General features: G+C 71.1%; 18 protein-coding genes. 1 reads left to right on the forward strand and 17 read right to left on the reverse strand.

Annotation, left to right across the window (positions count from 1 at the left end; translation table 11 throughout):
* Positions 1-18: 18 nt before the first annotated feature.
* The 10 genes from LDO11_RS06555 to LDO11_RS06600 form a co-directional block, all read right to left on the reverse strand.
* Positions 19-372 (reverse strand): GFA family protein, encoded by a 354-nt coding sequence (locus LDO11_RS06555; protein WP_232140815.1) that lies wholly within the window; start codon positions 370-372, stop codon positions 19-21.
* Positions 373-403: 31 nt separating this feature from the next.
* Positions 404-2,272, reverse strand: a complete 1,869-nt coding sequence (locus LDO11_RS06560; RefSeq protein ID WP_232140816.1) for an amino acid adenylation domain-containing protein — start codon at positions 2,270-2,272, stop codon at positions 404-406.
* The gene (locus LDO11_RS06565) at positions 2,272-4,530 is read right to left on the reverse strand and encodes a DUF4175 domain-containing protein (RefSeq protein WP_232140817.1); all 2,259 of its coding nucleotides are present in this window, start codon (positions 4,528-4,530) and stop codon (positions 2,272-2,274) included. Before LDO11_RS06565 ends, LDO11_RS06560 begins: the two co-directional genes overlap by 1 nt.
* Entirely contained in the window at positions 4,527-5,678 is a 1,152-nt protein-coding gene (locus LDO11_RS06570; RefSeq protein ID WP_232140818.1) for a BatA domain-containing protein, read from the reverse strand. Before LDO11_RS06570 ends, LDO11_RS06565 begins: the two co-directional genes overlap by 4 nt.
* On the reverse strand, positions 5,678-6,571 hold the full coding sequence (locus LDO11_RS06575; RefSeq protein WP_232140912.1) for a DUF58 domain-containing protein: 894 nt from the start codon (positions 6,569-6,571) through the stop codon (positions 5,678-5,680). The genes LDO11_RS06570 and LDO11_RS06575 overlap by 1 nt, the downstream gene beginning before the upstream one ends.
* The gene (locus tag LDO11_RS06580) at positions 6,568-7,557 is read right to left on the reverse strand and encodes an AAA family ATPase (protein ID WP_232140913.1); all 990 of its coding nucleotides are present in this window, start codon (positions 7,555-7,557) and stop codon (positions 6,568-6,570) included. Before LDO11_RS06580 ends, LDO11_RS06575 begins: the two co-directional genes overlap by 4 nt.
* A 93-nt stretch (positions 7,558-7,650) precedes the next feature.
* The gene (locus LDO11_RS06585; RefSeq protein WP_232140819.1) at positions 7,651-8,352 is read right to left on the reverse strand and encodes a DUF4159 domain-containing protein; all 702 of its coding nucleotides are present in this window, start codon (positions 8,350-8,352) and stop codon (positions 7,651-7,653) included.
* A gap of 269 nt (positions 8,353-8,621) precedes the next feature.
* Positions 8,622-9,956, reverse strand: coding sequence for a TldD/PmbA family protein (locus LDO11_RS06590; RefSeq protein WP_129135363.1), 1,335 nt, complete (start codon positions 9,954-9,956; stop codon positions 8,622-8,624).
* Between the two features lie 17 nt (positions 9,957-9,973).
* A complete protein-coding gene (locus LDO11_RS06595; RefSeq protein ID WP_232140820.1) occupies positions 9,974-11,605 on the reverse strand; it encodes a TldD/PmbA family protein in 1,632 nt (543 codons plus the stop codon).
* 161 nt (positions 11,606-11,766) lie between these two features.
* Complete coding sequence (locus LDO11_RS06600; RefSeq protein WP_232140821.1) at positions 11,767-13,395, reverse strand: TldD/PmbA family protein; 1,629 nt, start codon at positions 13,393-13,395, stop codon at positions 11,767-11,769.
* Positions 13,396-13,581: 186 nt separating this feature from the next.
* On the opposite strand from LDO11_RS06600, the gene LDO11_RS06605 reads away from it, so the two are divergent.
* On the forward strand, positions 13,582-15,393 hold the full coding sequence (locus LDO11_RS06605; protein WP_232140822.1) for a DUF885 domain-containing protein: 1,812 nt from the start codon (positions 13,582-13,584) through the stop codon (positions 15,391-15,393).
* A 41-nt stretch (positions 15,394-15,434) separates the two neighbouring features.
* On the opposite strand, the gene LDO11_RS06610 is transcribed toward LDO11_RS06605, so the two are convergent.
* From LDO11_RS06610 to LDO11_RS06640, 7 genes are all read right to left on the reverse strand, one after another.
* Positions 15,435-16,667: a putative bifunctional diguanylate cyclase/phosphodiesterase gene (locus tag LDO11_RS06610; protein ID WP_232140823.1), complete on the reverse strand. Its 1,233-nt coding sequence runs from the start codon at positions 16,665-16,667 to the stop codon at positions 15,435-15,437.
* A gap of 31 nt (positions 16,668-16,698) precedes the next feature.
* The gene (locus LDO11_RS06615) at positions 16,699-17,940 is read right to left on the reverse strand and encodes a cyclic di-GMP phosphodiesterase (RefSeq protein ID WP_232140824.1); all 1,242 of its coding nucleotides are present in this window, start codon (positions 17,938-17,940) and stop codon (positions 16,699-16,701) included.
* 267 nt (positions 17,941-18,207) lie between these two features.
* Positions 18,208-18,966 (reverse strand): 2,3-dihydro-2,3-dihydroxybenzoate dehydrogenase, encoded by a 759-nt coding sequence (locus LDO11_RS06620; RefSeq protein ID WP_232140825.1) that lies wholly within the window; start codon positions 18,964-18,966, stop codon positions 18,208-18,210.
* Positions 18,967-19,001: 35 nt separating this feature from the next.
* On the reverse strand, positions 19,002-22,967 hold the full coding sequence (locus LDO11_RS06625) for a non-ribosomal peptide synthetase (protein WP_343226109.1): 3,966 nt from the start codon (positions 22,965-22,967) through the stop codon (positions 19,002-19,004).
* 174 nt (positions 22,968-23,141) lie between these two features.
* Positions 23,142-23,366: a phosphopantetheine-binding protein gene (locus LDO11_RS06630; RefSeq protein WP_232140914.1), complete on the reverse strand. Its 225-nt coding sequence runs from the start codon at positions 23,364-23,366 to the stop codon at positions 23,142-23,144.
* Positions 23,367-23,395: 29 nt separating this feature from the next.
* Positions 23,396-24,031, reverse strand: coding sequence for an isochorismatase family protein (locus tag LDO11_RS06635; RefSeq protein ID WP_232140827.1), 636 nt, complete (start codon positions 24,029-24,031; stop codon positions 23,396-23,398).
* Positions 24,032-24,143: 112 nt separating this feature from the next.
* A complete protein-coding gene (locus tag LDO11_RS06640; RefSeq protein WP_232140828.1) occupies positions 24,144-25,799 on the reverse strand; it encodes a (2,3-dihydroxybenzoyl)adenylate synthase in 1,656 nt (551 codons plus the stop codon).
* Between the last annotated feature and the right edge of the window lies 1 nt (position 25,800).

The raw sequence follows: 25,800 nt of genomic DNA on the forward strand, positions 1-25,800 counted from the left end.
TGCGCCGCGGCGCGGAGGTCAGAACTCCGCGCCGTTGACCTGCACGACAGTGAGCGCGCCCGGGTCGACCCCGTCCAGGCAGCGCACGTTGACCGCGACCGTGGCATTGCCCTGCGGGTCGGTGCCCTCGCTGAAGGGCGCAATCCCGCAGGTGGCGCAGAAGTGATGCTGCAGCTGCCGCCTGTTGAAACGGTAGGTGCCGAGGTCGCCGGAGTCGGTCGTCAGCTCCAGCGCCTCGCGCGGAAAGAACGCCAGCAGGCCGCCGCGCCGGCGGCACATCGAACAGTTGCAGTCATAGACCTCGCCGAGGCCTTCGCCGGCGTCGAGCGAATAGGCGATGCGTCCGCAATGACAGCTGCCTGCGTAATGCATGAGGGCGTACCGGGGATGGGATGCCGGGAGTCTACGGCGCGCCCCGGGCTGGTGGGCCGCCGCCGTCGTCATGCCGGCGTCCGTGACGGCTGCGTTCGAACCACCACAGCGATGCGGAGACCGCCAGCCAGGCGAGCCACCACGGCCATGCCGGGCCCGGCACGGGCTGCGCCGGTTGCGCCACGGGCGTGCCCGCGCAGCCGCCTTCGCAGTGGCTGACCAGGTCCAGGGTGGCAGTGGCCCGTCGCGCCGCACGCAGTGCCGGCCAGGCATCCACGGGATGGACATGGAACGCCGTGCGCACGGTGTCGCCCTCCAGTACGCGATGCCAGCCCGGCTGGCGCGGCCAGTAGCCGGCGCAGCTGTCGCCGCCCACGGCCCGGGGCCACAGCCGCGAGGCGCCGCCATTCGGCGCGAGCACCCGCGCCTGCGCACCGGCACCACAGATCCGCACCCGCTGGTCGGCGAATGCCGGTGCATCGATGCGCACTGCCGGCATCGCCTGCGCGCGCGCGACCGTCGCCACCGCCTCGCTCCACAGCGCACCGTGCAGGTCCGCACGGCCCGCGAGCACCAGCCGGTAGCTGTCCTGCAGCGTCCACACCAGCACCCGGCCCTGCCCGTGCGGGCGCCACCATGCCCATGGCCCGCCCTCGCCCGCGACGCCGAGCGCAATCGCGTGCGCGCCCTCGACCTGCAACTGCCGCGCCAGCAGCGCAGGCACCGCTGCCTGCGCCTGCTCGAGATCGAACGGCGCATCGGCGGTGCCGGGCCCGAGACGCGCACGCAGGGCCTCGGCGTCGCCGGCACCAGCCAGCGGCAACCGCAGCGGCACGGTGCCCTGCCCGCCCGACAGGCGGAAGCCGGCACCCGCCAGGCCGGCAGGCGTACCGGGCGCGTCGGCGCGCAGCACCAGCCCCATGCCGGACTCCACCGCAGTCAGCACCGAAGCGCGACCGCCGGCGCCGAGACCCGCCCAGCTGCGGGCATCCACCACCAGCACATCGGTCTGCGCGAGGCTCGCCGCATCGATGCCGCCGCCTGCGCCCAGTGCCATGCCTGCACCCAGCGTGATCCGCATCTGCAGCGGCAGCCCGGCATCCACCGCCCAGCGCCGCAGGAAACGTGTTTCCGCATTCGCAGCGCCAGCCAGCATCCGCAGCCGTGGCGCGGCCGCTGCGTCGATCCAGAGGTGCAGCGGCGCCTCCTCGACGAGGACATCGGCGGGGTCGCGCAGGCGCAGCTGGAAGCGTGCGGGACCGGCCGCAAACGTCGGCGCCTGCACGACGAAACGGCCACTGTCGTCCAGGACCGTGCTGTCCACGCGCACGCCCGCGGGATCGACGAGCTCGACCGCGCCGCCGACCACGCCATGTACGCGGCCACTCACCCGCAGGGCGTCGCCGGCCACCGTCGAGCCCGGCCAGGTGATGTCGGCGAAGCCCCGCACCGGCGGTGGCGGATCGAACTCCACCGCGACCACGGGCGGCACGTCGAGGTCGCGCGCGACCAGGCCATCGCCGAACACCCGCAGCACCCGGGTGTCCGGATGCAGACGCAACGCGGTGGCGAGATCGGGCACCCTGCGCACCCCAGCGGCCGCCTCGGCTTCCGGCAGAGCGACGACAGCGCTGCCGGGCCGGACCGCCGGCGCGTCGGCACGGCCGCCGGTCAGCACCGTCAGCGTGGCGTCCGGCTGCAGGCCTGCCGGCGGATGGATGGCGAGGACCAGCAGCACCGCCCACGCGGGTTGCGCCAGCAACAGCAGCGCCAGCCGCCACCCACGCGAACGCGAGCCGGGCGGCGCACGCCGCTGCCAGAGCACGATGCGCACGCCCGCCAGCAGCGCAAGCGCCGCGGTGATGGTGGCGGTGACCGCCAGCGAAGGCGTCGACAGCATCATTCCGCCGGCTCCGCTGCGTCGCGCAACGCACGCAGGTAACGCGCACCGCTGTCGTCGACCGCGCGCGGCGCGATGCCGCCGGCGGGACGACGCATCGCATGCCACAGCAGGCCGCGCAAGGTGTCGCGGCAGTCGTCGCATCCGGGATCGTTGCGCACGGCATCGATCGCGGCGACCAGCGCCAGCGGATCGTCGAGCGGCGCGCTGCCCGACCAGGCCTGCAACGCATCCAGCAGCGGCAGCGGATCGGCCGCGTTATCGGCCAGCGCCCACCACGCTTCGTGCAGCCGTGCGTCATCGGCGGGGCCTGCCAGTGCCGGCAGCGCGCGCGAGGCCAGACCCTCGCGATCACCACCGAGACGCCGGCTCTCGTCGATCGGCGGCAACTGCGCACCGACCCGCGCCAGATAGATGCGGTCGGCCTCCTGCACCTGCTTGATCAGCTCCAGTGCGCGGTTGGCATACGGCAACGCCGCCGACGGCTCGGCCTGCCGCAGGTGCAGTTCCGACTGCCACATCTCGTTGAGCGCACGACGCAGGGTTTCGCGGGTTCTGGGATCGAGCAGGGTCGCCGCCTCGGGAATGTCATGGGTGTGGCCGAATGCGGCGACCACATCGCCGGCGCGGCCGAACACGCCGTCATCGGGGGCGGCGTCGGCGTGGTCGTGGTCGTCGTGGGCTGCCGGGGTGTCGGGCGACGCGGCGTCGTCGTCGGTATGGGCATGCCCGTGCCCGTGCGCGTCGGCAGTCGCGCCGGCCTCGGGCAGCGCATCGGAGCCGTCGGCGAAGATCCCGCCCGGCGACACCGCCGGGCGCGGCGGTGGCGCGGGTGCCTCACCGGCCACCGGTGGCGGTTGCGGCGCACCCTCGGATTCCTCGCCGAGGAACTGGCCATAGCGCAGCCGCAGCAGCCGCTGGTCGACACCCAGCGAATCCGAACGCTCGGCGAAGCGCGCTGCATCCAGCTGCGCACGTTCGGCGATCAGCGCCTCGGCATCGATGATGATCTGCCGCTGGCTGCGGAAGTACGCCGGCAGCACCTGTCGGGCGAGGCCTTCCAGCCCGGCGACATCCGGTGGCGCCGGCGGCGGCCAGCGCAGGATGACGCTGGCGCTGCGACCGGTCTGCGCTTGCGGCTGGCGCTGGTCGCGCACCTCGAGCCGGGCGACGAGGTCTTCGCCCGGCTGCAGGCCGAACTCCGCGATATCGAGCGTGACCGTAAAGCGTCGCAACCGTGGCTCCCCCTGCCCGGCCAGTGTGCGCAGGTGCTCGTGGAAGGTCTGGTTCTCGCCGCTGCCCTCGGTACGCACGATCCGCAGCTGCGCCTGCGCGGCGACACCGTGGTCGTCACTGGCTTCGAAGAGCAGCCGCCACTGTCGCTGGCCGTCGGCGCGCAACTGCAGCGTCGTTTCGGGTTCCAGCACGCGCACCTGCGGCGCGCGGTCGGCCACCGCATCCAGCCTGTGCAACGGCGGCATCGGTTGCGCAGCGGCGCCGGCAATGCGCAGCCGGTACAGGCGCGAGCGTTCCAGCCGCTGCGACACCGTCCAGTGCTCACCGTCGCGCTGCAGCGCGACGCGCTCGCCATCGAGGAATTCCAGCGCGACCGCTGCCGGTTGCGGGGCGATGCGCAGCCGCCAGCCCAGCTGCGAGCCGGCCGGCGCCTTCGCATCCAGCACGGCCACTGTGTGCGGTTCGATGCCGGTGTACGCCGGTGGCTCGATCCGCAGCGTGGATGCCTCGAGGCGTGGCACCGCCGCAGCAGCGCGCGGATCGCGCTGCGCCGGCGCCGTCGCGGTGCGCAGCGTGTCGGTGGATGGCCACCACGCCAGCAACGCCAGCCCGAGGACAGCGACGCCCCAGGACAATGCCAGTGCGCGCCACGGCCATGGAGCACGCAGATCCGGCGGCGGCTGGCTGCGCAGCCGCTCGTCGAGCCGCGCACGTTGCAGGCGCTGCAGCGGGCGCAATGCCTCCGCATCGACGAACAGCAGCGCAGCACTGTCGTCCATATCCGCGCGTCGCGTATCGAGCATCGACGCCAGCCAGCCACGGTCGAAGCGCCGCAGCCGGTGCGCCATCGTGGCGACCAGCGCGCCTATGGCAATCGACGCGAGCACCAGCGCGGCGATCGGCCCGCCCACCCGCCACGCGAGCACGGCCAGCACCGCCAGCCAGGGCAACGCGATGAGCGATGCCACCAGCGCAGCGCGCATGCGCGCCTGCCGCAACCTTGCCAGCGCCGCTGCACTCATGGTGCGGAAGCCCGGCGTGGCGAGGTGGCGAGCCAGCGCTCGGCCAGCAACAGCAGCAGGATCAGCCACAGCAGCGGCGCGCGCAGATCACGCAGCGCCGCCGGCCAGTGCAGGTCGGCCCGCACCGGCGTGTAGTCGGCTGCGGGGGCACGCATTGGCGCCGGCATGGGCTGCAGCTGTCGGCGCAGCTCCGCGGGGAACGCCGCATCGGCCAGCTGCGGCCAGTCGGCCAGGCGCAGTGCGCGTTCGAGATGCAGGATGCGCCCGCGGCCATGGCGCGCGCCGTGCGCCAGCACCGCACCGTCGCCATCGCGCCAGGCCGGCACCATCACCGGTGCGTCGGCCCATGTCGCATCCGCGGCGAGCAGCACGGTGCCGCCGGCCGCGGCGAAGTCACCCACGGCCGGCGGCACCTCGCCGGCGACCAGCCACGCCAGCGCGTCCGCGGTGGCCGGCACCGCGAGTTCGGGGCCACCGGTATCGAGCTCGTTGCCGGCGTCCGGTGTGCGCCATGCGAGCACCGCCGCGCGCAGGTAGCGCACCGCGGGCGCATGCTCCGGGTCATGGCGGATCGCCAGCCGTGGCGGTCCGGTGGCGGCGGGCGTGTCGACGGCGGCGTGCGGCACCGGACGCCATTCGATCGCGCGCGACAGCTGTGGGCGTTGCGCATCGGCACCATCCAGCGGGTCGGGCACATGGACCGTGAGCGCCACGTTCGCCGGCAGCTCCATGTCGAGCTGGCGCAGCAGGCTGCCAGCCGGCGCAGCCGCAGCCGCGCGATCATCCCTACCCTCGACCAGCGGCCAGCCCGGCGCCAACCAGCGACGTTCCTCCCCGGCCTCGACCGGCGGCAGCGAGGCGGGATCGACGCCAGGCACCAGCACGCTCCAGCGCTGCACCGCCGGTGCATCGGGTACCGCCGGATGGGCGAGCCAGAGCGCGAACAGCACCAGCAGCAGCAGGCGTAGCAGCAGCAGCGGCCATTCGTCCAGCCGCACCTGCCGCCGCGGACGCGCCTTCGCGCGCAGCCAGCGCAACGCGGCGAACGGCGTTGGCAGCAGCGTCTGCCGGCGTGCCAGGTGTACCAGCAACGGCAGCAGCAGCGCCGCCAGTGCGAACAGGCCGGCCGGCAGCAGCAGGGTCGGCATCAGCCGCGGCCCTGCGGTGCGAACAGCGTCCGCAGCGGCGCATCGAGCGGCTCGTCCAGCACATGCCGCACATGGCGGATGCCGGCCGCGTCCAGCCGTGCGGCGAGCGCCGCCTGCGCGACGCCGAAACGTTCGAAAAAGCCAGTACGCAGGGCGGCGCCATCGCCGGGCAGCACCTCGCCGGTTTCCGGATCCTCGAAGCGGCGGCCACCGCGATAGTTGAAATCCCGCTCGCCAACGGTCAGCAGCTGGATCGCCAGCACCTCGCGGCGCGCTGCGGCCAGCCGTGTGACCAGATCGACAGACGCGGGATCGAACAGGTCGCCGAGCAGCACCACGATGTCTTCGGCCCCGATGCGCTCCCACACCGGAGCCAGCCGCTCGCTGCCGGGCCAGGCACCGGTGGCGCGAACGCCATCGAGCACCAGCAACTGGCGGTCGCGCTGGCGTGGGCCGCTGCCGGCGTCCACGCCATCGACGCGGTCGTTGCCGACCACCAGCAGGCCGCTGCGATCCCCCTGCGCGATCGCCAGCTCGGCGATGGCAAGCGCAAGCTGGCGGGCGGCGTCGAGCCGGGCGAAGCCCGGACGCGATTCGTCGGCCTGCCCCATCGACGCGCTGGCATCCAGCAGCAGCCACACGGTGAGCGGGCTCTCGCGCTCGGCCTCGCGCACGAACAGGCGGTCGCTGCGCGCATAGAGCTTCCAGTCGATCGCCTTCAGTTCGTCACCTGGCTCGTAGGCGCGGTACTGCGCGAACTCCATGCCGCTGCCGCGCTCACGGCCGCGGTGCTGGCCGATGCCGCCACGCGCACGTGCGCGGCGTGGGGCGATGCGCAGGCCGCGAAGGCGTGCGCGCAGTTCGGGCGACAGCGTCAGCACGTCGGAGGTCAGCGCGTGCCCGGGAACGGCACGCTGTCGAGCAGCGCGGTGACGATGTCGTCGGTGCTGCGCTGCTCGGCCTCGGCGGCGAACGACAGCAGCAGGCGATGGCGCATCACCGGCGCCGCCAGCGCGACCACATCCTCGCGGGTGGCCGCCAGCCGTCCACGCAGCAACGCACGGGCCTTGGCCGCGAGCACCAGCGACTGCCCGGCACGCGGGCCGGCGCCCCAGCGCACGTAGTCGCGCACCGCCTGCGGCGCGTCCGCGCCCGGGCGGCTTGCGCGCACCAGCCGGGCGATCCACGCCAGCAGTTCGTCGCCGACATGCACCTCGCGCACCAGCGCCTGCAGCGCCAGCACGTCGTCGCCACCCATCACCTGCGGCACCGCCGCCTTCGCGCTGCCGGTGGTGCGCAGCAGGATGTCGCGTTCCTCGGCCTCGTCCGGATAGCCGAGCACGATCTGCAGCAGGAAGCGATCGAGCTGCGCCTCCGGCAGCGGATAGGTGCCGGCCTGCTCGATCGGGTTCTGGGTGGCCAGCACGAAGAACGGCGCCGGCAGCCGGTGGGTGGTGCCGGCGTAGCTCACGGTGTGCTCGGCCATCGCCTCCAGCAGCGCGGCCTGGGTCTTGGGCGGGGTGCGGTTGAGCTCGTCGGCCAGCAGCAGGTTGGTGAACACCGGCCCGGGCTGGAAGCGGAACGCGCGGTGGCCGGTGCCGTGGTCCTCTTCCAGCAGCCCGGTGCCGAGCAGGTCGCTGGGCATCAGGTCGGGGGTGAACTGCACCCGGCGGAAGTCCAGCGCCAGCGCGTCGCCCAGCGTGCGCACCAGCAGGGTCTTGCCGAGGCCGGGCACGCCTTCCAGCAGCGCGTGGCCACCGGCCAGCAGCGCGACCAGCAGTTGCTCGACGACATCGGCTTGGCCGACCACGGCCTGGCCGATGGCGGCGCGCAGGTTGTCGAGGCGGCCACGCCAGGCGTCGAGGTCGGATTCGGTGATCGGTGTGCTCATGTCGGGAATCCTCTATGGAGAGAGCGCCGGTGGCGGAGCGGCGTATGCGGGCACCGTGCAGGAGCACCGCCGGTACGGGCCTCATGCGGTCAGTGCGTAGACGACGATGTTGACCGCGAACTTCGTGTTGTCCTCGGCCAGGAAGCGCTTGTTGCGCCAGTCGTAGTCCCATTCGCAGCCGTAGTCCTTGTTGCTGTAGAGCACGCCCAGGCGCCCATCGATGCTGATGCCCTTGAGGTAGTCGTGCACCAGGTCGTCGCCCCAGCCGTTGAGCTCGAAGCTGGTGGCGGGCGGGCCGTCGGGGAACTGGAAGAAACTGCGGTAGATGCCATGGTTGCCGGGCAGTCGGCGCAATGCGTCATTGCCGAAGATCGACGCCATCTGCGCCTCGAAGGACTTCGCGAACAGGCCGTCGATGTCGTGGTTGCAGTCGTCGACGAAGACGAAGCCACCGTTGCGCACATAGCGCTCGAAGTTGCGCCGTTCCGCCGGGCTGAACTCCACCAGCTTGTGCCCGGCGAGGTAGCAGAACGGCGCCGACAGCATCTTCGGGTCGGCCAGCTCGACCACGTGTTCTTCCGGGTCGACGCGCAGGCTGGTGTAGTCGATCAGCGAGGTGATGACGTTGGACGGCATCCGTGCGTCGACGTCCCAGTCGCCGGAGTCGTACTTCAGGCGGGTGAACCAGAAATCGTAGCTGGTCGACTGCGCGCGCAGGCCGGGCGGCAGCGCCAGCAACGCGGCGCCGCCGAGCATGGCCTTGAGGAACTGCGAACGGTTCATGGGTAACGCCGGTCAGGCACCGAAGCGCCCTCATCCGCCCTTCGGGCACCTTCTCCCGTGAACGGGAGAAGGGTTCTGGCATGCATGCGAGCCGTCTGGAGCGGCGCCGTCACGGCCGCCGTCCCGCGTAACAGACCCTTCTCCCGCCTGCGGGAGACAGATCGGCAGGATTGCCGATCTGGACGGCGGAGCCGCCCGGAGGGTGAGCGCCATGGACGGCGCGAATCCAGGTGGCGCGAAGCGCCGGATGAGGGCAGCGCGCCCCCGCATCACACCGCGTCGGAGAGCGAGCTGAAGGTGAAGTCGCGCAGGCGCATCGGCGGCAGCAGCATCGCGAAGCTCGACTCGTCACCGGAGACCAGCACCGGGCGGCCGAGCTCGTCGATGTTGTTGAGCATGATCACCGGCGATTCGTTGAAGCGGAAGTTCTTCACCGGATGCACGATACGGCCGTTCTCGATGTAGAAGGTGCCGTCGCGGGTCAGGCCGGTCAGCAGCACGGTCTGCGGATCGACCATGCGGATGTACCAGGTGCGGGTGACCAGGATGCCGCGGTCGGTGCCCGCCACGAGATCCGCGGTGGTGCCCTCGCCACCGGCCATGATCAGGTTGCCCGGGCTGCCCACCGCGCGCTGGCCCTGCTGCTGCGCCCAGTAACGCGAGTAATTGAGGTTGACGACCTTGCCGTCCTGGATGATCGGCATCGCTTCGCGCGGCAGGCCCTCCCCGTCCCAGGGCATCACCGGTGCATCCGGATGCCACGGGTCGGCGGAAATGTTCACCCGCGGGTCGTAGATCTGCTCGCCGAGCTTGTTGCCGCCGCCGGCCTTCGACAGGAAGCTGCGGCCCTCGTCGGCCGTGCGCGCATCGAAGAAACGCATCATGAAGGAGATCAGGCCGGCGGCCGCGTGCGGCTCCAGGATCACCGTGTACTTGCCCGGCTCCAGTGCCCTGGCATCGGCGGATTCGGACGCCTTGCGCATCGCCACGCGGATGTCGCGGCTGGCGTCGAAGTCGCTGGCGTTCTTGAGGCTGCGGCCGACCCAGCCCGAGCCGGTGCCGTCGGCGGTACGCACGGTGCAGGTGTAGTTGAAGTTGGTGCCCTGCTGGTAGCCGAAGTTGCCGTTGGAATTGGCGAAGGCGGTGAAGTTGCGGCTGTCGAGCAGGAAGCCGGCGGCCACCAGGTCCGCCTCGCGGCACGGCAGGATCGAATCCGCGGCCACCTGCGCGCGGAATTCCGGCGTGATCGCCGCGGTGGATTCGCTGAAGGTCGGGCTCGGGCGGTAGTTCTGCTTGCCGATCGCCGGCATGAACTCCGGGTTCTCCGGCGCCAGCCGGGCCAGGTCCTCGGCGCGGCGCACCACGCGCTCGAGCGCGGCATCGTCGAACTCGTTGACGGTGGCGGTGCCCACGCGCCGGCCGAACGCGACCTGCACGGCGAGCTCCACATTGCTGACGATGCCGCTGGTGGACACGTTGTTGAGGGCGAAGCGGATATTGCCGTCGATGCCGCCATTGAGGGTGGCGGTGCACTCGTCGGCGGTGGACAGTGCGACGACCTTCTCGAGGATGGTGCGCGCCTGCTCTTCGGTATAGATGGTCATGTTGCGGAGTCTCCTGGTCAGCCGAGCGAGCGGGCGGTGTTGATGATGTTGATGCCGTTGAAGCGGGTCGTTGCCGAACCGTGCGAGACCGCCGAGACCTGGCTCGGCTGGCCCTTGCCGTCGAAGAACGAGCCGCCGAGGCGGTAGTCACGCTCGTCGCAGATGGCCGCGCACGCGCCCCAGAATTCCGGCGTGCGGATCTGATAGGCGACGTCCTCGACCATGCCGGTGATCTCGCCGTTCCTGATCTCGTAGTACAGCTGGCCGCCGAACTGCGCGTTGTAGCGCTGCTGGTCGATCGAGAACGAACCGTCGCCGACGATGTAGATGCCGTCCTCGACGTCGGCGATCATCTCGGCCACCGTCAGCGGCGTCCTGCCTGCCGCCAGCGACACATTGGCCATGCGCTGGAACTGCACGCTCGACCAGGAATCGGCATAGCAGCAGCCATCGGACTCGGTCTTGCCGACGATATGCGCCTGGTCGCGGATGGTCTGGTAGTCGACCAGGGTGCCGTCGCGCACCAGATCCCAGCGCTTGGTCGGCACGCCCTCGTCGTCGTAGGCCACCGCGCCGAGGCTGCCCGGCTGGGTCTTGTCGGCGAACAGGGTGACGATGTCGCTGCCGTACTGCAGGCTGCCGCGCTTGTCGAGCGTGGCGAAGCTGGTACCGGCGTAGTTGGCCTCGTAGCCGAGCACGCGGTCGAGTTCCAGCGGGTGGCCGACGTTCTCGTGGATGGTCAGCCACAGGTTGGACGGATCGAGCACCAGGTCGTAGCGGCCCGGCTTCACCGACGGCGCGCGCAGTTTTTCCTGTGCCTGCTTCGCGGCGGCGATGGCGTCCTCGCGCATGTCGTAGGAGGTGCCGTAGTTCACCACCCCGTTGGGCGAAACGTACTTCTGCGACGCGTCGCCATCGAGGTACTCGTAGCCCATGCCCATCGGTGACGACAGACCGGCACGGGTGCGGAACTTGCCGCTGGTCTTGTCGATCGCGGTGACGGTCATCGGCACCCAGATGCGGTGGACGTCCTGGTCGATGTAGGAGCCGTCGGTGGAGGCGAAATATTTCTGCTCGTTGACCAGGAACATCATCGAGTTGACGAAGCTGGCACCGGCGCCGAGCGCCGCGGCGTTGACGCCGAGCAGCAGGTCGACCTTGTCCTTGACCGGCACGTCCATGCTGTTCTTGCGGATCGGCGTACGCCACGAGACCTCGCCCAGCGACGGCGCCGGCGCAAGCCGCACCGGCTCGGTCTGGATCTTCGCGTTGGCACGTGCGATGGCGGTGGCCTGGCGAGCGGCCTCGGCCACGCCGTCATCGGTGAGCGTGTTGGTGGCGGCGAAGCCCCAGGCGCCGTTGGCGATGACGCGCACGCCGACACCGGTCGACTCGGTGTTGACCACGTTCTGCACCTTGTCCTCGCGGGTCATCACGAACTGGCGCAGGTAGCGGCCGATGCGCACGTCGCAGTAGCTGGCGCCGGAGCCGGTGGCCGCCTGCAGCGCGGCGTCGGCGAGCCGTTTCTTCGTGGCCACGTCGATAGTGGTGACGAGTTCGTCGGCGGCGATCGCGCGCCCGAACACCGATGGCAGGACGAGCCCGCCGATGCCAAGGCCGCCAAGGGCCAGGAAGTCGCGTCGTTGCAAGGCAGTTCTCCCCAAATATGCACGCGACGGCTGCCGCGGCGGTGGTACAGCGGTGGTCGCGATGGCCGTACGTGGCTGCTCGCGACGCTCGTTGGTTCCGGCATGGTGCACGGATCGGGCTGGTGGCGCCTGCGGCGACGGCCGCCGGCAAGGTGGATCGCCTACAGGCTCCTCGCCGTGTTGATGATGTTGATGCCGTCGAAACGCGTGGTGGCCGAGCCGTGCGACACCGCCGACACCTGCCCCGGCTGCCCCTTGCCGTCGAAGAACGAGCCGCCGAGCCGGAAATCGCGTTCGTCGCAGATCGCCGAACACGCGTTCCAGAACTCCGGCGTGCGGATCTGGTAGGCGGCGTCCTCGACCATGCCGGCGATCTCGCCGTTCCTGATCTCGAAGAACAGCTGGCCGCCGAACTGCGAGTTGTAGCGCTGCTGGTCGATCGAGTACGAACCGCGGCCGTGCACGTACAGGCCGCGATCCACACCGGCGATCATCTGGTCCACCGTCAGCGGCGCCTTGCCCGGTGCGAGCGAGACATTGGGCATGCGCTGGAACTGCACGCTCGACCACGAATCGGCATAGGAGCAGCCATCGGATTCGGTCTTGCCGAGGATATGCGCCTGGTCGCGGGTGGCCTGGTAGTCGACGAGGATGCCGTCGCGCACCAGGTCCCACTGCTTGGTGGGCACGCCCTCGTCGTCGTAGCCGACCGCGCCGAGGCTGCCCGGCCGGGTCCTGTCGGCAAACAGGGTGACGATGTCGCTGCCCCACTGGTAGCTGCCGCGTTTGTCGAGCGTGGCGAAGCTGGTGCCGGCGTAGTTGGCCTCGTATCCGAGCACACGGTCGAGCTCGAGCGGGTGGCCGACGTTCTCGTGGATGGTGAGGAACAGGTTCGACGGATCCACCACCAGGTCGTACTTGCCCGGCTGCACGGAGGGCGCGCGCAGCTTCTCCTGCGCCTGGCGCGCGGCCGCGATCGCGTCCTCGCGCATGTCGTAGCTGCGGCCGTAGGCGACCACGCCGCCGGGCAGTTCGAAGCGCTGCGAGCGGTCGCCGTCGAGATATTCGTAGCCCATGCCCATCGGTGCCGACAGCCCGTCGCGGGTGCGGAACTTCCCGCTGGCCTTGTCGATCGCGGTCACCGTGAACGGCACCCAGATGCGGTGCACATCCTGGTCGATGTAGGAGCCGTCGGTGGAGGCGAAGTACTTCTGCTCGTTGATGACGAACATCCGCGAGCTGACGAAGCTGGCACCGGCCCCCATCGCCGCGGCATTGACGCCCAGCAGCAGGTCCACCTTCTCCTCGACCGGCACTTCCATGCCATTGCGCACGACCGGGGTGCGCCAGGCCACTTCGCCGAGCGCCGGCGCCGGTGCCAGCCGCACCGGTTCGACCTGCAGCCTGGCATTGGCGCGTGCGATCGCCGCCGCCTGGCGTGCGGCATCGGCGACCGCCTGCGTGGTCAGGGTGTTGGTGGCGGCGAAGCCCCAGGCGCCGTCGACGATGACCCGGATGCCGGCGCCGATCGACTCGCCATTCACGACGTTCTCGACCCTGTCCTCGCGGGTCATCACGTACTGGCGCAGGTAGCGGCCGATGCGCACGTCGCAGTAACTGGCACCGGCATCGCGCGCGGCCTGCAGGCCGGCGTCGGCCAGCGGCTTCTTCATCGCCGCGTCGAGCGGCGTGGCCAGCACCTCGGCGGCAACGGCGCGGCCGAACCAGCCCGGCACCAGGACACCGGCGGCGCCCAGGCCACCGAGGGCGATGAAGTCGCGTCGTTTCAAGGCAGTGCTCCAGCGTGCATCACGGCGATGCGGGTATGTCACCGACACATGCCGGCCCTGCCCGATTCTCGACAGTGTGGTGCGTGAAAGGCATAGGCCGATGGTCATGCATCGCCTGCAGGTGCGCACATCGGGCGCGGCGACTACGCTTGCCGCCCTGCCGTCCCACGTTCGCGGAGTGCTTCGATGCGCCACAGCCTGCTTGCCCTGTCGCTGATCGCTGTCCTCGCCGGCTGCCAGCCGTCGACCACCCCCGCCGCCACGGACAACCCTGCTGCCACGACCACCGTGGACGCACAGGGCGAAGCCGACCAGGCCTTTGCCGCACTCGCCGACCGCGCGTTGGCCACCTGGTTCGAGCAGTCGCCGATCAGCGCCACCCGCACCGGCGAGCATCGCCACGATGCGCGCATCGACGACCTCAGCGCGGAAGGACGCCAGCGCGCCGTGGATGCCAACCGCGCCCTGCTCGCCGAACTCGATGGCATCGATGGCAGCCAGCTGTCACGCGAGAACCAGGTCGATGCGCTGCTGCTGCGCAACCGCCTGGAAGCCACTATCTGGAACGTGGAGACGCTGCAGTCATGGGCCTGGGACCCGCTGCTCTACAACGGCCTGGCCGGTGGCGCGATCTACAACCTGATGGCGCGTGAGTTCGCGCCGCTGCCCGAGCGCCTGGCCTCGGCGACCGCGCGCATGGAAGCGCTGCCCACGCTGTTTGCACAGATGCGCGAAAACCTCGATCCGGCGCGGGTGCCGAAGGTGCATGCGGACACCGTGGCACGGCAGAACCGCGGCCTGCTGTCGCTGGTGGACCAGTTCATCACTCCTCACGCCGGCAGCCTCGATGGCGACGCACGCTCGCGCCTGGATGCCGCGGTAGCCGGTCTGCGCGCCGCGGTCGAGGAGCACCAGGCCTGGATCGACGGCACCCTCGTGCCGAATGCCGCAGGCGACTTCCGCATCGGTGCGGAGCTGTTCGACCAGAAGCTGCGCTACTCGCTCAACGCCTCGCTGTCGCGCGAGGAGATCCGCCAGCGCGCCGAGGCCGATATCGCGCGCGTGCGCAGCGAGATGTACACCATCGCCCGGAACGTGCTGGAGGACCGCGACGGCGCCCCGGCGTTGCCGGCGACACCCGACGATGCGCAGCAGCAGGCGGCGATCGAGGCGGCGCTCGAACTCGCCTATGCCGAACGCCCCGCCCGCGACCAGGTGTTCGACTTCGCGCGGCAGACGCTCGACGTGGCCACCGCGTTCACCCGCGAGCACGACCTGGTCACCGTGCCGGATGCGCCGGTGCGCATCATCGAGATGCCGGAGTTCCAGCGTGGCGTGGCCGTGGCCTATTGCGACTCGCCCGGCCCGCTCGACAAGGGCCTGGAGACCTACTACGCGATCTCGCCGATCCCCGACGAATGGAGCGACGCGCAGGCGACCTCGTTCCTGCGCGAGTACAACGACCGCATGATCCACCTGCTGTCGATCCACGAGGGCGTGCCCGGGCATTACCTGGAAGGCGCGCATTCGGTGGACCACCCGTCGACGTTGCGCGCGGTGCTGCGATCCGGACCGTTCGCCGAAGGCTGGGCGGTGTACACCGAGGAGGTGATGGCGCAGGCCGGCTATCTCGACCACGACCCGCTGTTCCGGCTGGTGCAGCTGAAGTTCTACCTGCGCTCTGTGGCCAACGCGATCCTCGACATCGGCGTGCACGTCGAGGGCTGGGAGCGCGAGCAGGCGATGGAACTGATGGTACGCACCACCTTCCAGCAGGAGAGCGAGGCCGCCGGCAAGTGGGTCCGCGCGCAGGTCAGCTCCGCCCAGCTGCCGACCTACTTCGTCGGTGCGCAGGAACACTTCGACATGCGCCGTGCGGTCGAGGAGAAGCGCGGCGATGCGTTCGACCTCAAGGCCTACCACGACGAGGTGCTGTCGAAGGGCGCGCCGCCGGTGCGCTTCGTGCGCCAGCTGATCCTCGACGAGCCGATCGGTTGACCCGCAGCCGGTACCGGCGCGGCCGTCGCCGGATGCCGCGCTCAGACCCCGGCGGCGGACACGATGTCGGTCGCCGGGCGCGGGCGGCCGATCACGTAGCCCTGCGCGCGATCGCAACCGAGGTCGCGCAGCAGTGCCAGCGTGGCCTCGTCCTCCACCCCCTCGGCGACCACCTCGAGGCCCAGGTTGTGCCCGAGATCGACCATCGTGCCGACGAGATGGCGGGCGCGGTCGCTGGTGGCGATGTCGATCACGAAGCTGCGGTCGATCTTCAGCTCGTCGGTGGGCAGCCGCTGCAGGTAGGCCATCGACGAATAGCCGGTGCCGAAATCATCGATGGAGATGCGGATGCCCTCGTCGTGCAGCTCCGCCAGCACGCCCTGCGCGCGCACGACGTCGCGCATCAGCGCACTCTCCGTCACTTCCAGCGCCAGCGCCGCCGGCGGCACCTGCCAGACCCGCAGCAGATCCATGACCTGCAGCGCGAAGCCGGGCATCTGCAGTGCCACCACCGACAGGTTCACGTTCATGCGCACCATATGGCCCTCGCGCCGCAGCTGCGCGAGATGGCGCAGCGCCACGGTGAGGCTCCAGCGCGTGAGTTCACCGATCAGGCCCGTGTGTTCGGCCTCGCCGACGAATGCCGGTGGCGGCACCATGCCGATGCGCGGGTGGTTCCAGCGGGCCAGCGCTTCGTAGCCGGAGATGCGGCTGCCGTGCAGGTCTAGGACCGGCTGCAGGTAGAGCTCCAGCTGGTTGCGCGCCAGGGCATCGCGCAACTCGTCATGGGTGAAGCTGTCGGCATGCACCGGCCGGTGCCAGAAGGCGAACCCGTCCGCCTCGTTGCGTGCTTCGTGGCAGGCCTGGTCGGCGTGCAGGCACAGCGTGTCGGCGTCGGCACCATCGGAGGGGTACAACGCCAGCCCGACGGTCACCGACGGATGCAGCTGCCAGCCTTCCAGCATCAACGGCTGCCCCAGCGCGCGCACCAGCTTGGCCGCCGCAAGCGCGGCGTGCTGGCGCCCGCGCACACCGGGCAGCAGCACCACGAACGCGTGTTCGCCGATCCGCAGCACCGTGTCCTGGGCACGCAGGCTGGCGACCAGCTTCGCTTCCATCGCGGCGGCGAGCGCATCGGCCACCGCGTAGCCCAGCGACAGCTCGGTCTCGCGCGTGCGCCGGCCCCGCACCACCAGCACGGCAAGCTCCTCGTCGCCGCTGCCGGCGGCGATCGCCTGCGCCACCGCCTGCATGGTGGCGCCGCGGTTCAGCACCGCTCGCGCGCCACCCGCGCGGTTGCCGGGTTCACAGGAACAGCTCGACCGGATCGAGGCCGCACTCGTCCGGCGACAGCGCCCCGACGATGCGGATGGCGGCATCGCGATCGCCCTGCATCATCAGATCCAGCGTGCCGAAATGGTCGAGCACCTCGCGGTCGGGCGTGGTCAGCACCATCACCCGTGGCATCAGCCGGCGTGCGGCGTTCTGCGCCATCACGATCGCCACTTCGCCGGTATTGAGCTCGACCAGCGAGCCCACCGGATACACGCTCATGCACTGCATGAACTGCTCGACGACCTCGCCGGCATACGCGGTGCTCCGGCCCCGGTAGAGCTGCTGCAGCGCGACGTGCTGCGCCATCGCCGGCCGGTGCGGGCGGGGGCTGGTCATCGCGTGGTAGGAGTCGATCACCGCGGCGATGCGCCCCAGCAGCGGAATGCGATCGCCTTCCAGCGCGTGCGGATAGCCGCTGCCATCGATGCGTTCGTGGTGGGTGGCGATCATCTCGCAGACATGCGCCGGCACCGCCGTGCCATGGTCGAGCAGGTCCAGCGCATGCTGCACATGGGCCTGCACCTCGCGCATCTCCTGCGCGTCCAGCGATCCGGGACGCACCAGCAGCTCGGGCGGCACCCGCAGCTTGCCGATGTCGAGCAGCAGCGCGCCCGCCGCCAGGTCCACCAGCAGGGGCTCGGGCAGGCCGAGGTGGCGGCCGAGCGCGGCGGCCAGCGCGCTGCAGCCCAGCGCGTGGTCGTAGGCGTAGTCGCCACGCTCGCGCAGCCGGTCCACCCACAGGAAGGCGTCGGCATTGCGCACCATGCTGCGCACCATCGGTTCCACCGCCTCGCGGACCTCGCCGGCGGCGATCGGCCGGCCGGCACGGACCTCGTCGAGGATGCGCGTGGCCAGGCGCACCACTTCGGCCTGCGCCTCGCGCGCCTGCGGCAGTTCGGTGTCGAACGCCGCCAGCTGCGGATACGCCTGGCTGTGCTGCAGTGCCTCGATCTCGCTGTTGTCGAACACCGGGCCCACGTCGCGTGCCGGTGCGGCGACCACCACGGGTTCGGGCGGTGCCACGCCCAGCAGGGTGTCGACATAGACCCACTCGCACAGCGACGCCAGCAGGTCGATGTCGGCCTGGTCGGCGATCATCACCCCCTGCAGCGGGAACGGCGTACCTTCCCAGTCGCGATCGAGCCGGCAGACATACATGCCCTCGACGAGGTCCGCGACGGCGACCTTGCGTTCCTCAACCCTCAGGGCCATTCCCTCGTTCTCCGGATCCGTTGCTGACAGTGACCCACATGAGCCCCACGGACACGCCTGGCGCCCTGCCCGCTATCCCGGTGAGATCGGCCACTCGCGCGGTTTCTTGAGGGCCACCGGTCCCGCGCGCGGGCCGCCACGACGCGCCCCGTACAGCCTGGACACCAGGCCGGAGTATGCGCGAACCGCGGCGCGGGCCGTGAGGCCCGGGTGGCGATCAGCGGACCCTCCCGCGGCTGCACCGCCGGGCCGCCCCCCCGGTCCGGCTCAGGCCCGCAGGGTGGCGCCACCGTCCACGTAGAGGTCGCTCATCGCGATATGCCCGGCCTGCTCGGAGAGCAGGAACATCACCGCGTTGGCGATATCACCGGGTTCGGCGAGCTTGCCCAGCGGGATCCCGCTCTTGAAGTTCTCCAGGGTGCCGGCGATGACCCGGGCCTCGCCCCCGTCGTCGGCCCACATGCCGGTCTGCATGGGGGTCCGGGTCGAGCCGGGAGCAACGACGTTGCAGCGCACGCCGTGTGGTGCCAGTTCGAGGCCGAGGCAGCGCACGAACATCGTGGCCGCGGCCTTCGACGCGGCATACGCGGCCATGGCCTGGCGGGGAATCCCGGCGGCATTGGAGCCGACCACCACCAGGGCGCCACGCCGGCGCGGCGCCATCACGCGGGCCAGGGCGCGGCCGACGTGGAAGACCCCGTCGGTGTTGACGGCGAACGTGCGGCGCCATTCGGCGTCGGAGGTCCCGGTGACGGCAGTGGTGGACAGTACCCCGGCGACATGGGCGGCGAGGTCGATCGGGCCGATGTCGGCTTCGACCCGCGCGACCAGTGCATCGACCGCGGCGGAATCGGTGACGTCGAGGGCGAAGGCATGGACGTGGTCGACGTCGATTGCCGGTGCGGCGAGGTCGGTGGCGATCACGTTCGCGCCGCTGTCGCGCAGCAGGGCGACGACCGCAGCGCCGATGCCGCCGGCGGCGCCTGTGACCAGCGCGATCCTGCCTTCAAAGCCGGTGAGATGCATGGCGGGTCCTGGGGGTGGTCGACTGAGAGGTTGCCTCACCCCTGCCCTTCTCCCGTCGACGGGAGAGGGGTGGCGGAGTGCGGGCGTTGCGCGGGCAAGCGATCGTGCGTGCGGTCCGATTCGAACCACCGCAACCGGGCATCGAGCAGCGGGGCGATGCGCGTGGTGGCATCGCGGCCGGTGAGTTCGGCATGCAGGAACGGCAGCTCCAACCCTTCGACGAGCGCGGCGTGCGGCGCCCACAGCGAGGACTGCAGCTGCGGACGGTTGGCGTGGTCGTTGCCGGCGCGCACATGCAGCAGGGTGCCGTCGTAGCGCGCGTGGTGGTGCTGGCGCACCAGCCGGTTGGTGTCGGTGACCGTGCGCACCACCCCGTCGAGCACCCCGCCCGGCAGGTTGCCGAGCGCGCTGTCGCCACGGCGCAGGAAGTCGACGATGGCCTCGCGGGTGGTGAGTTCCGGATGCCCCTCCGGGTCGTAGCCGGCGATCGCCAGCAGGGCGCGCAGGGCGGCGACGGGATCGGGTTCCGGCTCGGCGCGCCAGCACTCCGCCGGATAGGCATCGAGCAGTGCCAGCACGCCGACCTCGCGCCCGAGCGCGCGCAGGCGCACCGCCATCGCATGGGCGAGGATGCCGCCGACCGACCAGCCGAGCAGGTGAACCGGCCCTTCGGGTTGCAGCATGGCCACGCGTTCGACATAGCCCGCCGCCAGTGCATCGATGCTGGCCGGCAACGGCTGCGCCGTGTCCAGCGCCGGTGACTGCAGGCCATGCACGTCGCGCGCGGGCGACAGCGCACGCGCGAGTTCGCGGTAGCACCAGCTGATACCGCCGGCGGGATGCACCACGAACAGCGGTGCCCGCCCCGGATCGCCACGGCGCAGGCGCACCAGCGGCGCGAGACCGTGGTCCGGCGCTTCTTCGTCGGCGTCGATGCGCGCGGCGAGCGCGGCGACGGTGGGCGTCGCGAACAGTGCGCCGAGGCCGGGATCGCGGCCGAAGCGGCGCTGGATCGCCATCAGCAGGTGCACCGCGGAGAGCGAATCGCCGCCCAGGGCGAAGAAGTCGGCGTCGGCGGGAACCGCACCGGCGTCCAGGCCCAGTGCCTGCGCGAACAGCGCGGCCAGCGCCTGTCCGGTGGGCGAACGCGGCGCCTCGCCTGCGGCCGCCCCGTGCACCGGTGCCGGCAACGCGCCGCGGTCGAGCTTGCCGTTGGCGGTCACCGGCCAGTCGTCCAGCACCACGAATGCGGCCGGCACCATGTAGTCGGGCACGCGTGCGGCCACCGCGGTGCGCAGCGCGGCGAGGTCCACCGCGCCTTCCGGTTGCAGGTAGGCGACCAGGCGGCGGTCACCCGGCCGGTCCTCGCGCACGATCACGCCGGCACGGCGGACGGCAGCGCTGGCGAGGATCGCGGACTCGATCTCGCCGAGTTCGATGCGCAGGCCGCGCAGCTTGACCTGGTGGTCGCTGCGGCCGAGGAACTCCACCGCGCCATCGCGCCTCCAGCGTGCGACGTCGCCGGTGCGGTAGAGGCGCGCGCCGGGCACGTGTGGATCGTCGATGAAGCGCTCGGCGGTGAGGTCGTCGCGGCCGAGGTAGCCGCGTGCGAGCTGCACGCCGCCAAGGTAGAGATCACCGACCACGCCCGCCGGCAATGGCCGCATCCGCGCATCGAGCACGTACAGCCGCGTGTTCCACACCGGAAAACCGATCGGCACAGGGCGCGAGATGTCGTCCGCCGACGCCGGCCAGTAACTGACGTCCACCGCCGCCTCGGTAGGACCGTAGAGGTTGTGCAGTTCCGCCTGCACGGTGGTGTGGAAGCGGTCACGCAGGTCGGCGCCGAGTTCCTCGCCACTGCAGAACACGCGCCGGACTGCCAGCCCCTGCGCCTGCGGCGCGGCGAGGAAGGCTTCCAGCATCGACGGCACGAAGTGCAGCGTGGTCACGCCGCGGTCGCGGATCAGCCGGGCCAGCGCCAGCGGGTCGCGGTGCGCGTCGGGCGCCGCCACTACCAGCCGCGCGCCGGCCAGCAGCGGCAGGAAGAACTCCCACACCGACACGTCGAAGGTGGCCGGGGTCTTCTGCAGGATGCGGTCGGAGGCGTCGATGCCGTAGTGGGTGCGCATCCATTCCAGGCGATTGACGATCGCGCGGTGCTCCACCACCACGCCCTTCGGCTCGCCGGTGGAGCCGGAGGTGTAGATCACGTAGGCGGCGTCGCCCGGTTGCGGCATGCCTGCGAGCGCGGCATCGGTGTCGGTGCCCCAGGCGTCCGGCACCAGCACCGGCGCGGTATTGCCGAAACGCGGTGCATCGCCCTGGCCCGCCAGCACGCAGACCGGCTTCGCCGACTGCAGGATGCGCTGCAGCCGCGCGTCCGGATGGGCGCGGTCCAGCGGCAGGTAGGCGGCACCGGCACGCAGCGTGGCGACCAGTGCGACGATCAGTTCGAGCGAACGCGGCAGCGCCACCGCGACCACCGCATCGGCGGCCGCACCCAGCGCCTGCAACTGCCGCGCGAGCGCGCGCGTGCGGCGTTCGAGCTCGCCGTAGGTCAGCGACGCACCTTCGAACTCCACGGCCACCGCATCCGGGGTGGCCTGCATGCTGTGTTCGATCAGCGCGGCGAGGGTGGTATCGGGCACCGCGTGCGCGGTGGCATTGACCTCGAACAGGTAGCGCCGGGCCTCGTCCGGAGTGGCCAGCGGCACGTCGTCCATGTGCTCCGCACTGCAGGCGGCGGCAAGGAAGGCCAGCAGGCGCGTGGCATGCGCGGCCACGTCGTCGGCGTCGTAGAGCGCGGGGTTGGCCTCGATCTCCAGGTCGAGCGCATGGGTCGCGTCGCCACGGAAACCGATGGTGACATCGTCGACCGGGCCGGTGCCGAGGATCTCCAGCGAGACCTGCAGAGCCCCCAGTCGCGGCGCGCGGTAGAACGGCTGCACGTTGACCAGCGGGCCGTGCAGGCGGCGCTGGCCACCGAGCAGGCCGAGGTCACGCCGCAGCTGTTCGCCACGGTAGCGGCCATGCCGGCGGCCACGCACCAGCGCGCGCGCGATCGCCTGCACGAAAGCGGCGGCGTCCGTCTCCGGCGTCGCCGGTACGCGCAGCGGCAGCACGTTCATCACCATCGCCGGCACCCGCGCCGACGCGCTGCCCAGGCGGCCCATGAACGGCACGCCGACCACGGCTTCCTGCTGGCCGGACATGCGCCGGCAGTATTCGGCGGTGAACGCGGTCAGCACGTCCGGCCACGGCTGGCCGATGCGCTGCGCGCTGGCCAGCAGTGCCGCGCGCAGGTCCCCGTCGACGGCGACGACATGGCGGTGGCAGTGATGCGCGGCCGCGGCGAAACCGCCGCCGAGGCCGGTCGCCGCGGGCATGCCGGCCATGGCCTCACGCCAGAAGGCGGCGTCCTTCCCGCGACGCTCCGAGACACGGTACGCGGCGTCCTCCTCGAACACCGGCGGCAATGCCGCAAGCGGCGCACCGGCGTCTGCATCGCCGCTTGCGCCATACAGCGCGCAGACCCGATCGGCGAACAGCGCCATGCCGTAACCGTCGGTGGCGAGGTGATGCACGCGGAAGTACCAGACGAAGCGATCCGCACCCAGCCGGTACAGGTGCTGCACCGCGAGGCGGTCGCGCACCGGATCGACGGGGGTGCCGCGGTCGCGCCGCATGGCGTCGCGCGCGGCGGCCGCGGGATCGACGGCCACGGACAGGTCGATGAATTCAAGCCGCGGCAGGTGCGCGTCGTCGACGACCTGCCGGGGGCCGTCGTCGCCATCACGCATGCGCAGCCGCAGCGCAGTGGCTTCGTGCGCGGCGCGGTCGGCAGCGCTGGCGAACGCCGCGACATCGAGCGCGCCATCGATCCACAGCGCATGCGCGGTATTGAACGCCGGGTTGTCCGGCGCCAGCCGCTGCGCGTACCACAGGCCGGACTGGGCCTCGGTCAGCGGCCAGCCGGTGTCGGCAGCGACCTGCGGCATGGCCTCACCGGCATCGGGAACGACGCTCATGGCAAGCCGGATCCGACGCCGTTACCGCGGGTCACGCACATGGCGGCAGACGCTCCTGACGGACATCCGCGATCGCGCGCGAGCGCGCTTCCGCGGTGAACCGGGTCCACTGCACGGGGCGGCAGGCGCGTACCACTACCGCCATCAGCCCTGCCCCGCCTGCTTCTGCAGCTGCTGCACGGTCGCCCACCATCCCGCCAGGGTGACGTGCTCGGCCAGGTGCGGGAATTCCAGCGCGATGCCGGTCTCGCCCCAGCGCATCACCAGGCCGAGCACGCGCATCGAATCCAGGCCCAGGTCCATCAGGTTGTCGTCGTCGCCGATGTCGGCGGGCGATTCGCCGAGCAGGTCGGCGACGTCGGCGCGCATGCGCTCAAGCGTGAGGGCGTTCGGTGCGTTCACTGCAGGATCTCCAGGAGACGGTCGGTGGCCAGCGGCACGCCGCAGGTGCGGGCGATCCACGCCAGCGCCATATCGTGATCGGCGCGCGAGAAATCGGCCACCGCATCGGCGGCGACAAAGGTCTCGATGTCGCGCTGGAAGGCTTCTGTCGCGGTCGACAGCAGGCCGATGTGGGCGTAGACGCCGGTGATCAGCAACTGGTCGCGGCCGCGCACGCGCATCAGCTGCTCGAGGTTGCTGCGCTGGAAGGCGCTGTAGCGGTGCTTGACCAGCACATGGTCGCCCGGCGCGGGCGCCAGTGCGTCGATGATCGCCTCGTGCGCCTCGATCGCCTGCATGCCCGGGCCCCACAGGTCGGCCTGCAGGCCGCGGTCACGGCGATCCTGGTCGCCGCGCTGCGCGGTGTAGAACACGGGGATACCGAGCGCGCGGCTGCGTTCGAGCAGCCGTGCCAGGTTGGCGACGGCCGGCGCCAGCGGCGCGGCATCGGCGTCGAAGCGCGACAGGAAATAGCGCTGCATGTCGTGCACCAGCAGCGCGATGCGCTGCGTTTCCGGTTGCCAGGCGCCACGCGGCGTCGGCAGCTCGTCGGCGCGCGGGAGTTGATACGTGGGGATGGTGGGGAGTGCCATGCTTGTCTTCAAATCGGGAGTGGCGCCCAGCGGCTGCGCCGGCCGCCGGGCGTCGCGGCAGGCGCGCCGGCACGCAGGTCCTGCGGGAAATACAAACGGTGCGCTCGCGCGGTCATGGTGTCGGCGCCTCCTGCGCCGCCAGAAAGCGCGCGCGAAGCTGCGCGCGCAGTTCGCGGCGGCTGATCTTGCCGACCGCGGTGGTGTCGAACGCATCCACGAACACGACCTGGTCGGGCACCTTGAACGCGGCCAGGCCGCGTCCGCGCACCCAGGCCTTCAGCGCCGCCGGCTTCGGTTGTTCGCCACGCGCGATCACGAAGGCACAGCTGCGCTCGCCGAGAAAGTCATCCGGGATCGACACCACCGCGGCATCGAACACCTGCGGGTGCGCCAGCAGATGGTCCTCGATCTCCTCGGCGGAGATCTTCTCGCCGGCGCGGTTGATGTGGTCGGTGGCGCGGCCCTGCACGACGAGGCAGCCCCCGGGCAGCCGCTGCACCATGTCGCCGGTGCGGTAGTAGCCGTCGTCGGTGAACGAGCGCGTGTTGGCGGCGTCGTCGTTGTGGTAGCGGCGGATGGTGTACGGCCCGCGGGTGAGCAGGTGGCCGACCTCGCCATCCGGCACCGGGTTGCCGTGGTCGTCGACCACCAGCACCTCGTCGTCGGGGCTGATCGGGCGGCCCTGGGTCCCGAGCACGATGTCGTCGGGGTCGTCCAGGCGGGTGTAGTTCACCAGCCCCTCGGCCATCCCGAACACCTGCTGCAGGGTGCAGCCCAGTCCCGCGACCACGCGCCGCGCGGCTTCGGGCACCAGCTTGGCGCCACCCACCTGCACCACCTGCAGGCTGGAAAGGTCATGCATGGTCTTCGCCGCGGCGTCCGCCCACAGCAGCGCCAGCGGCGGCACCAGGCCGACACAGGTCACCCGTTCGCGCGCGATCAGCGGGAACGCCGCGTCCGGCCCGGGCCCCGGGCTCAGCACCACCCGCGCGCCGGCGTACAGCGCACCGAAGAAGCCGGGCGAACTCATCGGGAAGTTGTGCGCGACCGGCAACGCGACCATGTACACGCTGTCGCGGCCGATGCCGCACAGCGCGTTGCTGGCGCGGAAGCTGTAGATGTAGTCGTCGTGGGTGCGCGGGATCAGCTTCGACAGCCCGGTGCTGCCGCCGGAGATCTGCAGGAACGCCACCGACTGCGGATCGGGATCACCGGGCAGCGTGGCGCGGTCGCCATCGAGCGCGGATACCGCGGTGAACTCCTGCGCATCGCCGACCACGAACACGTGCTGGACCGACGGCACTTCGGCCTGCAGTTCACGCGCCAGCGTGCGGTAGTCGAAACCCTCGTAGCGCTCGGCCACCACGTAGCCGCTGGCCTCGGCCTTGCGCGCGAAGTGCGCGACCTCGGTGATGCGGTGTGCCGGCAGCGCATACACCGGCACCAGCTGCGCGCGGAACAGCGCGCAGGCCACGGCGATGAATTCCGGGATATTGCCGAGCTGCACGATCACGCGGTCGCCGGGCACCAGGCCCTGTGCGAGGAAGCCTGCGGCGATGCGCTCGACCTCCTGCCACAGTTGTGCATAGGTCCAGCGGATATCGCCACCCACCACCGCGACTTCGCCGGCATGGCGCTGCGCGCGATCGCGCAGGAAGCCGGGGAAGGTCTCGCCGCGCCAGTAGCCGGCCGCGCGGTAGCGGGCCACGAACGCATCGGGCCAGGCCTGGCGCAATGGAAGTCGGGTTGAAGCGTGCGGTTGGCTCATC

The organism is Alterluteimonas muca, from assembly GCF_021191595.1.
In the GTDB taxonomy this organism is placed as follows: domain Bacteria; phylum Pseudomonadota; class Gammaproteobacteria; order Xanthomonadales; family Xanthomonadaceae; genus Luteimonas; species Luteimonas muca.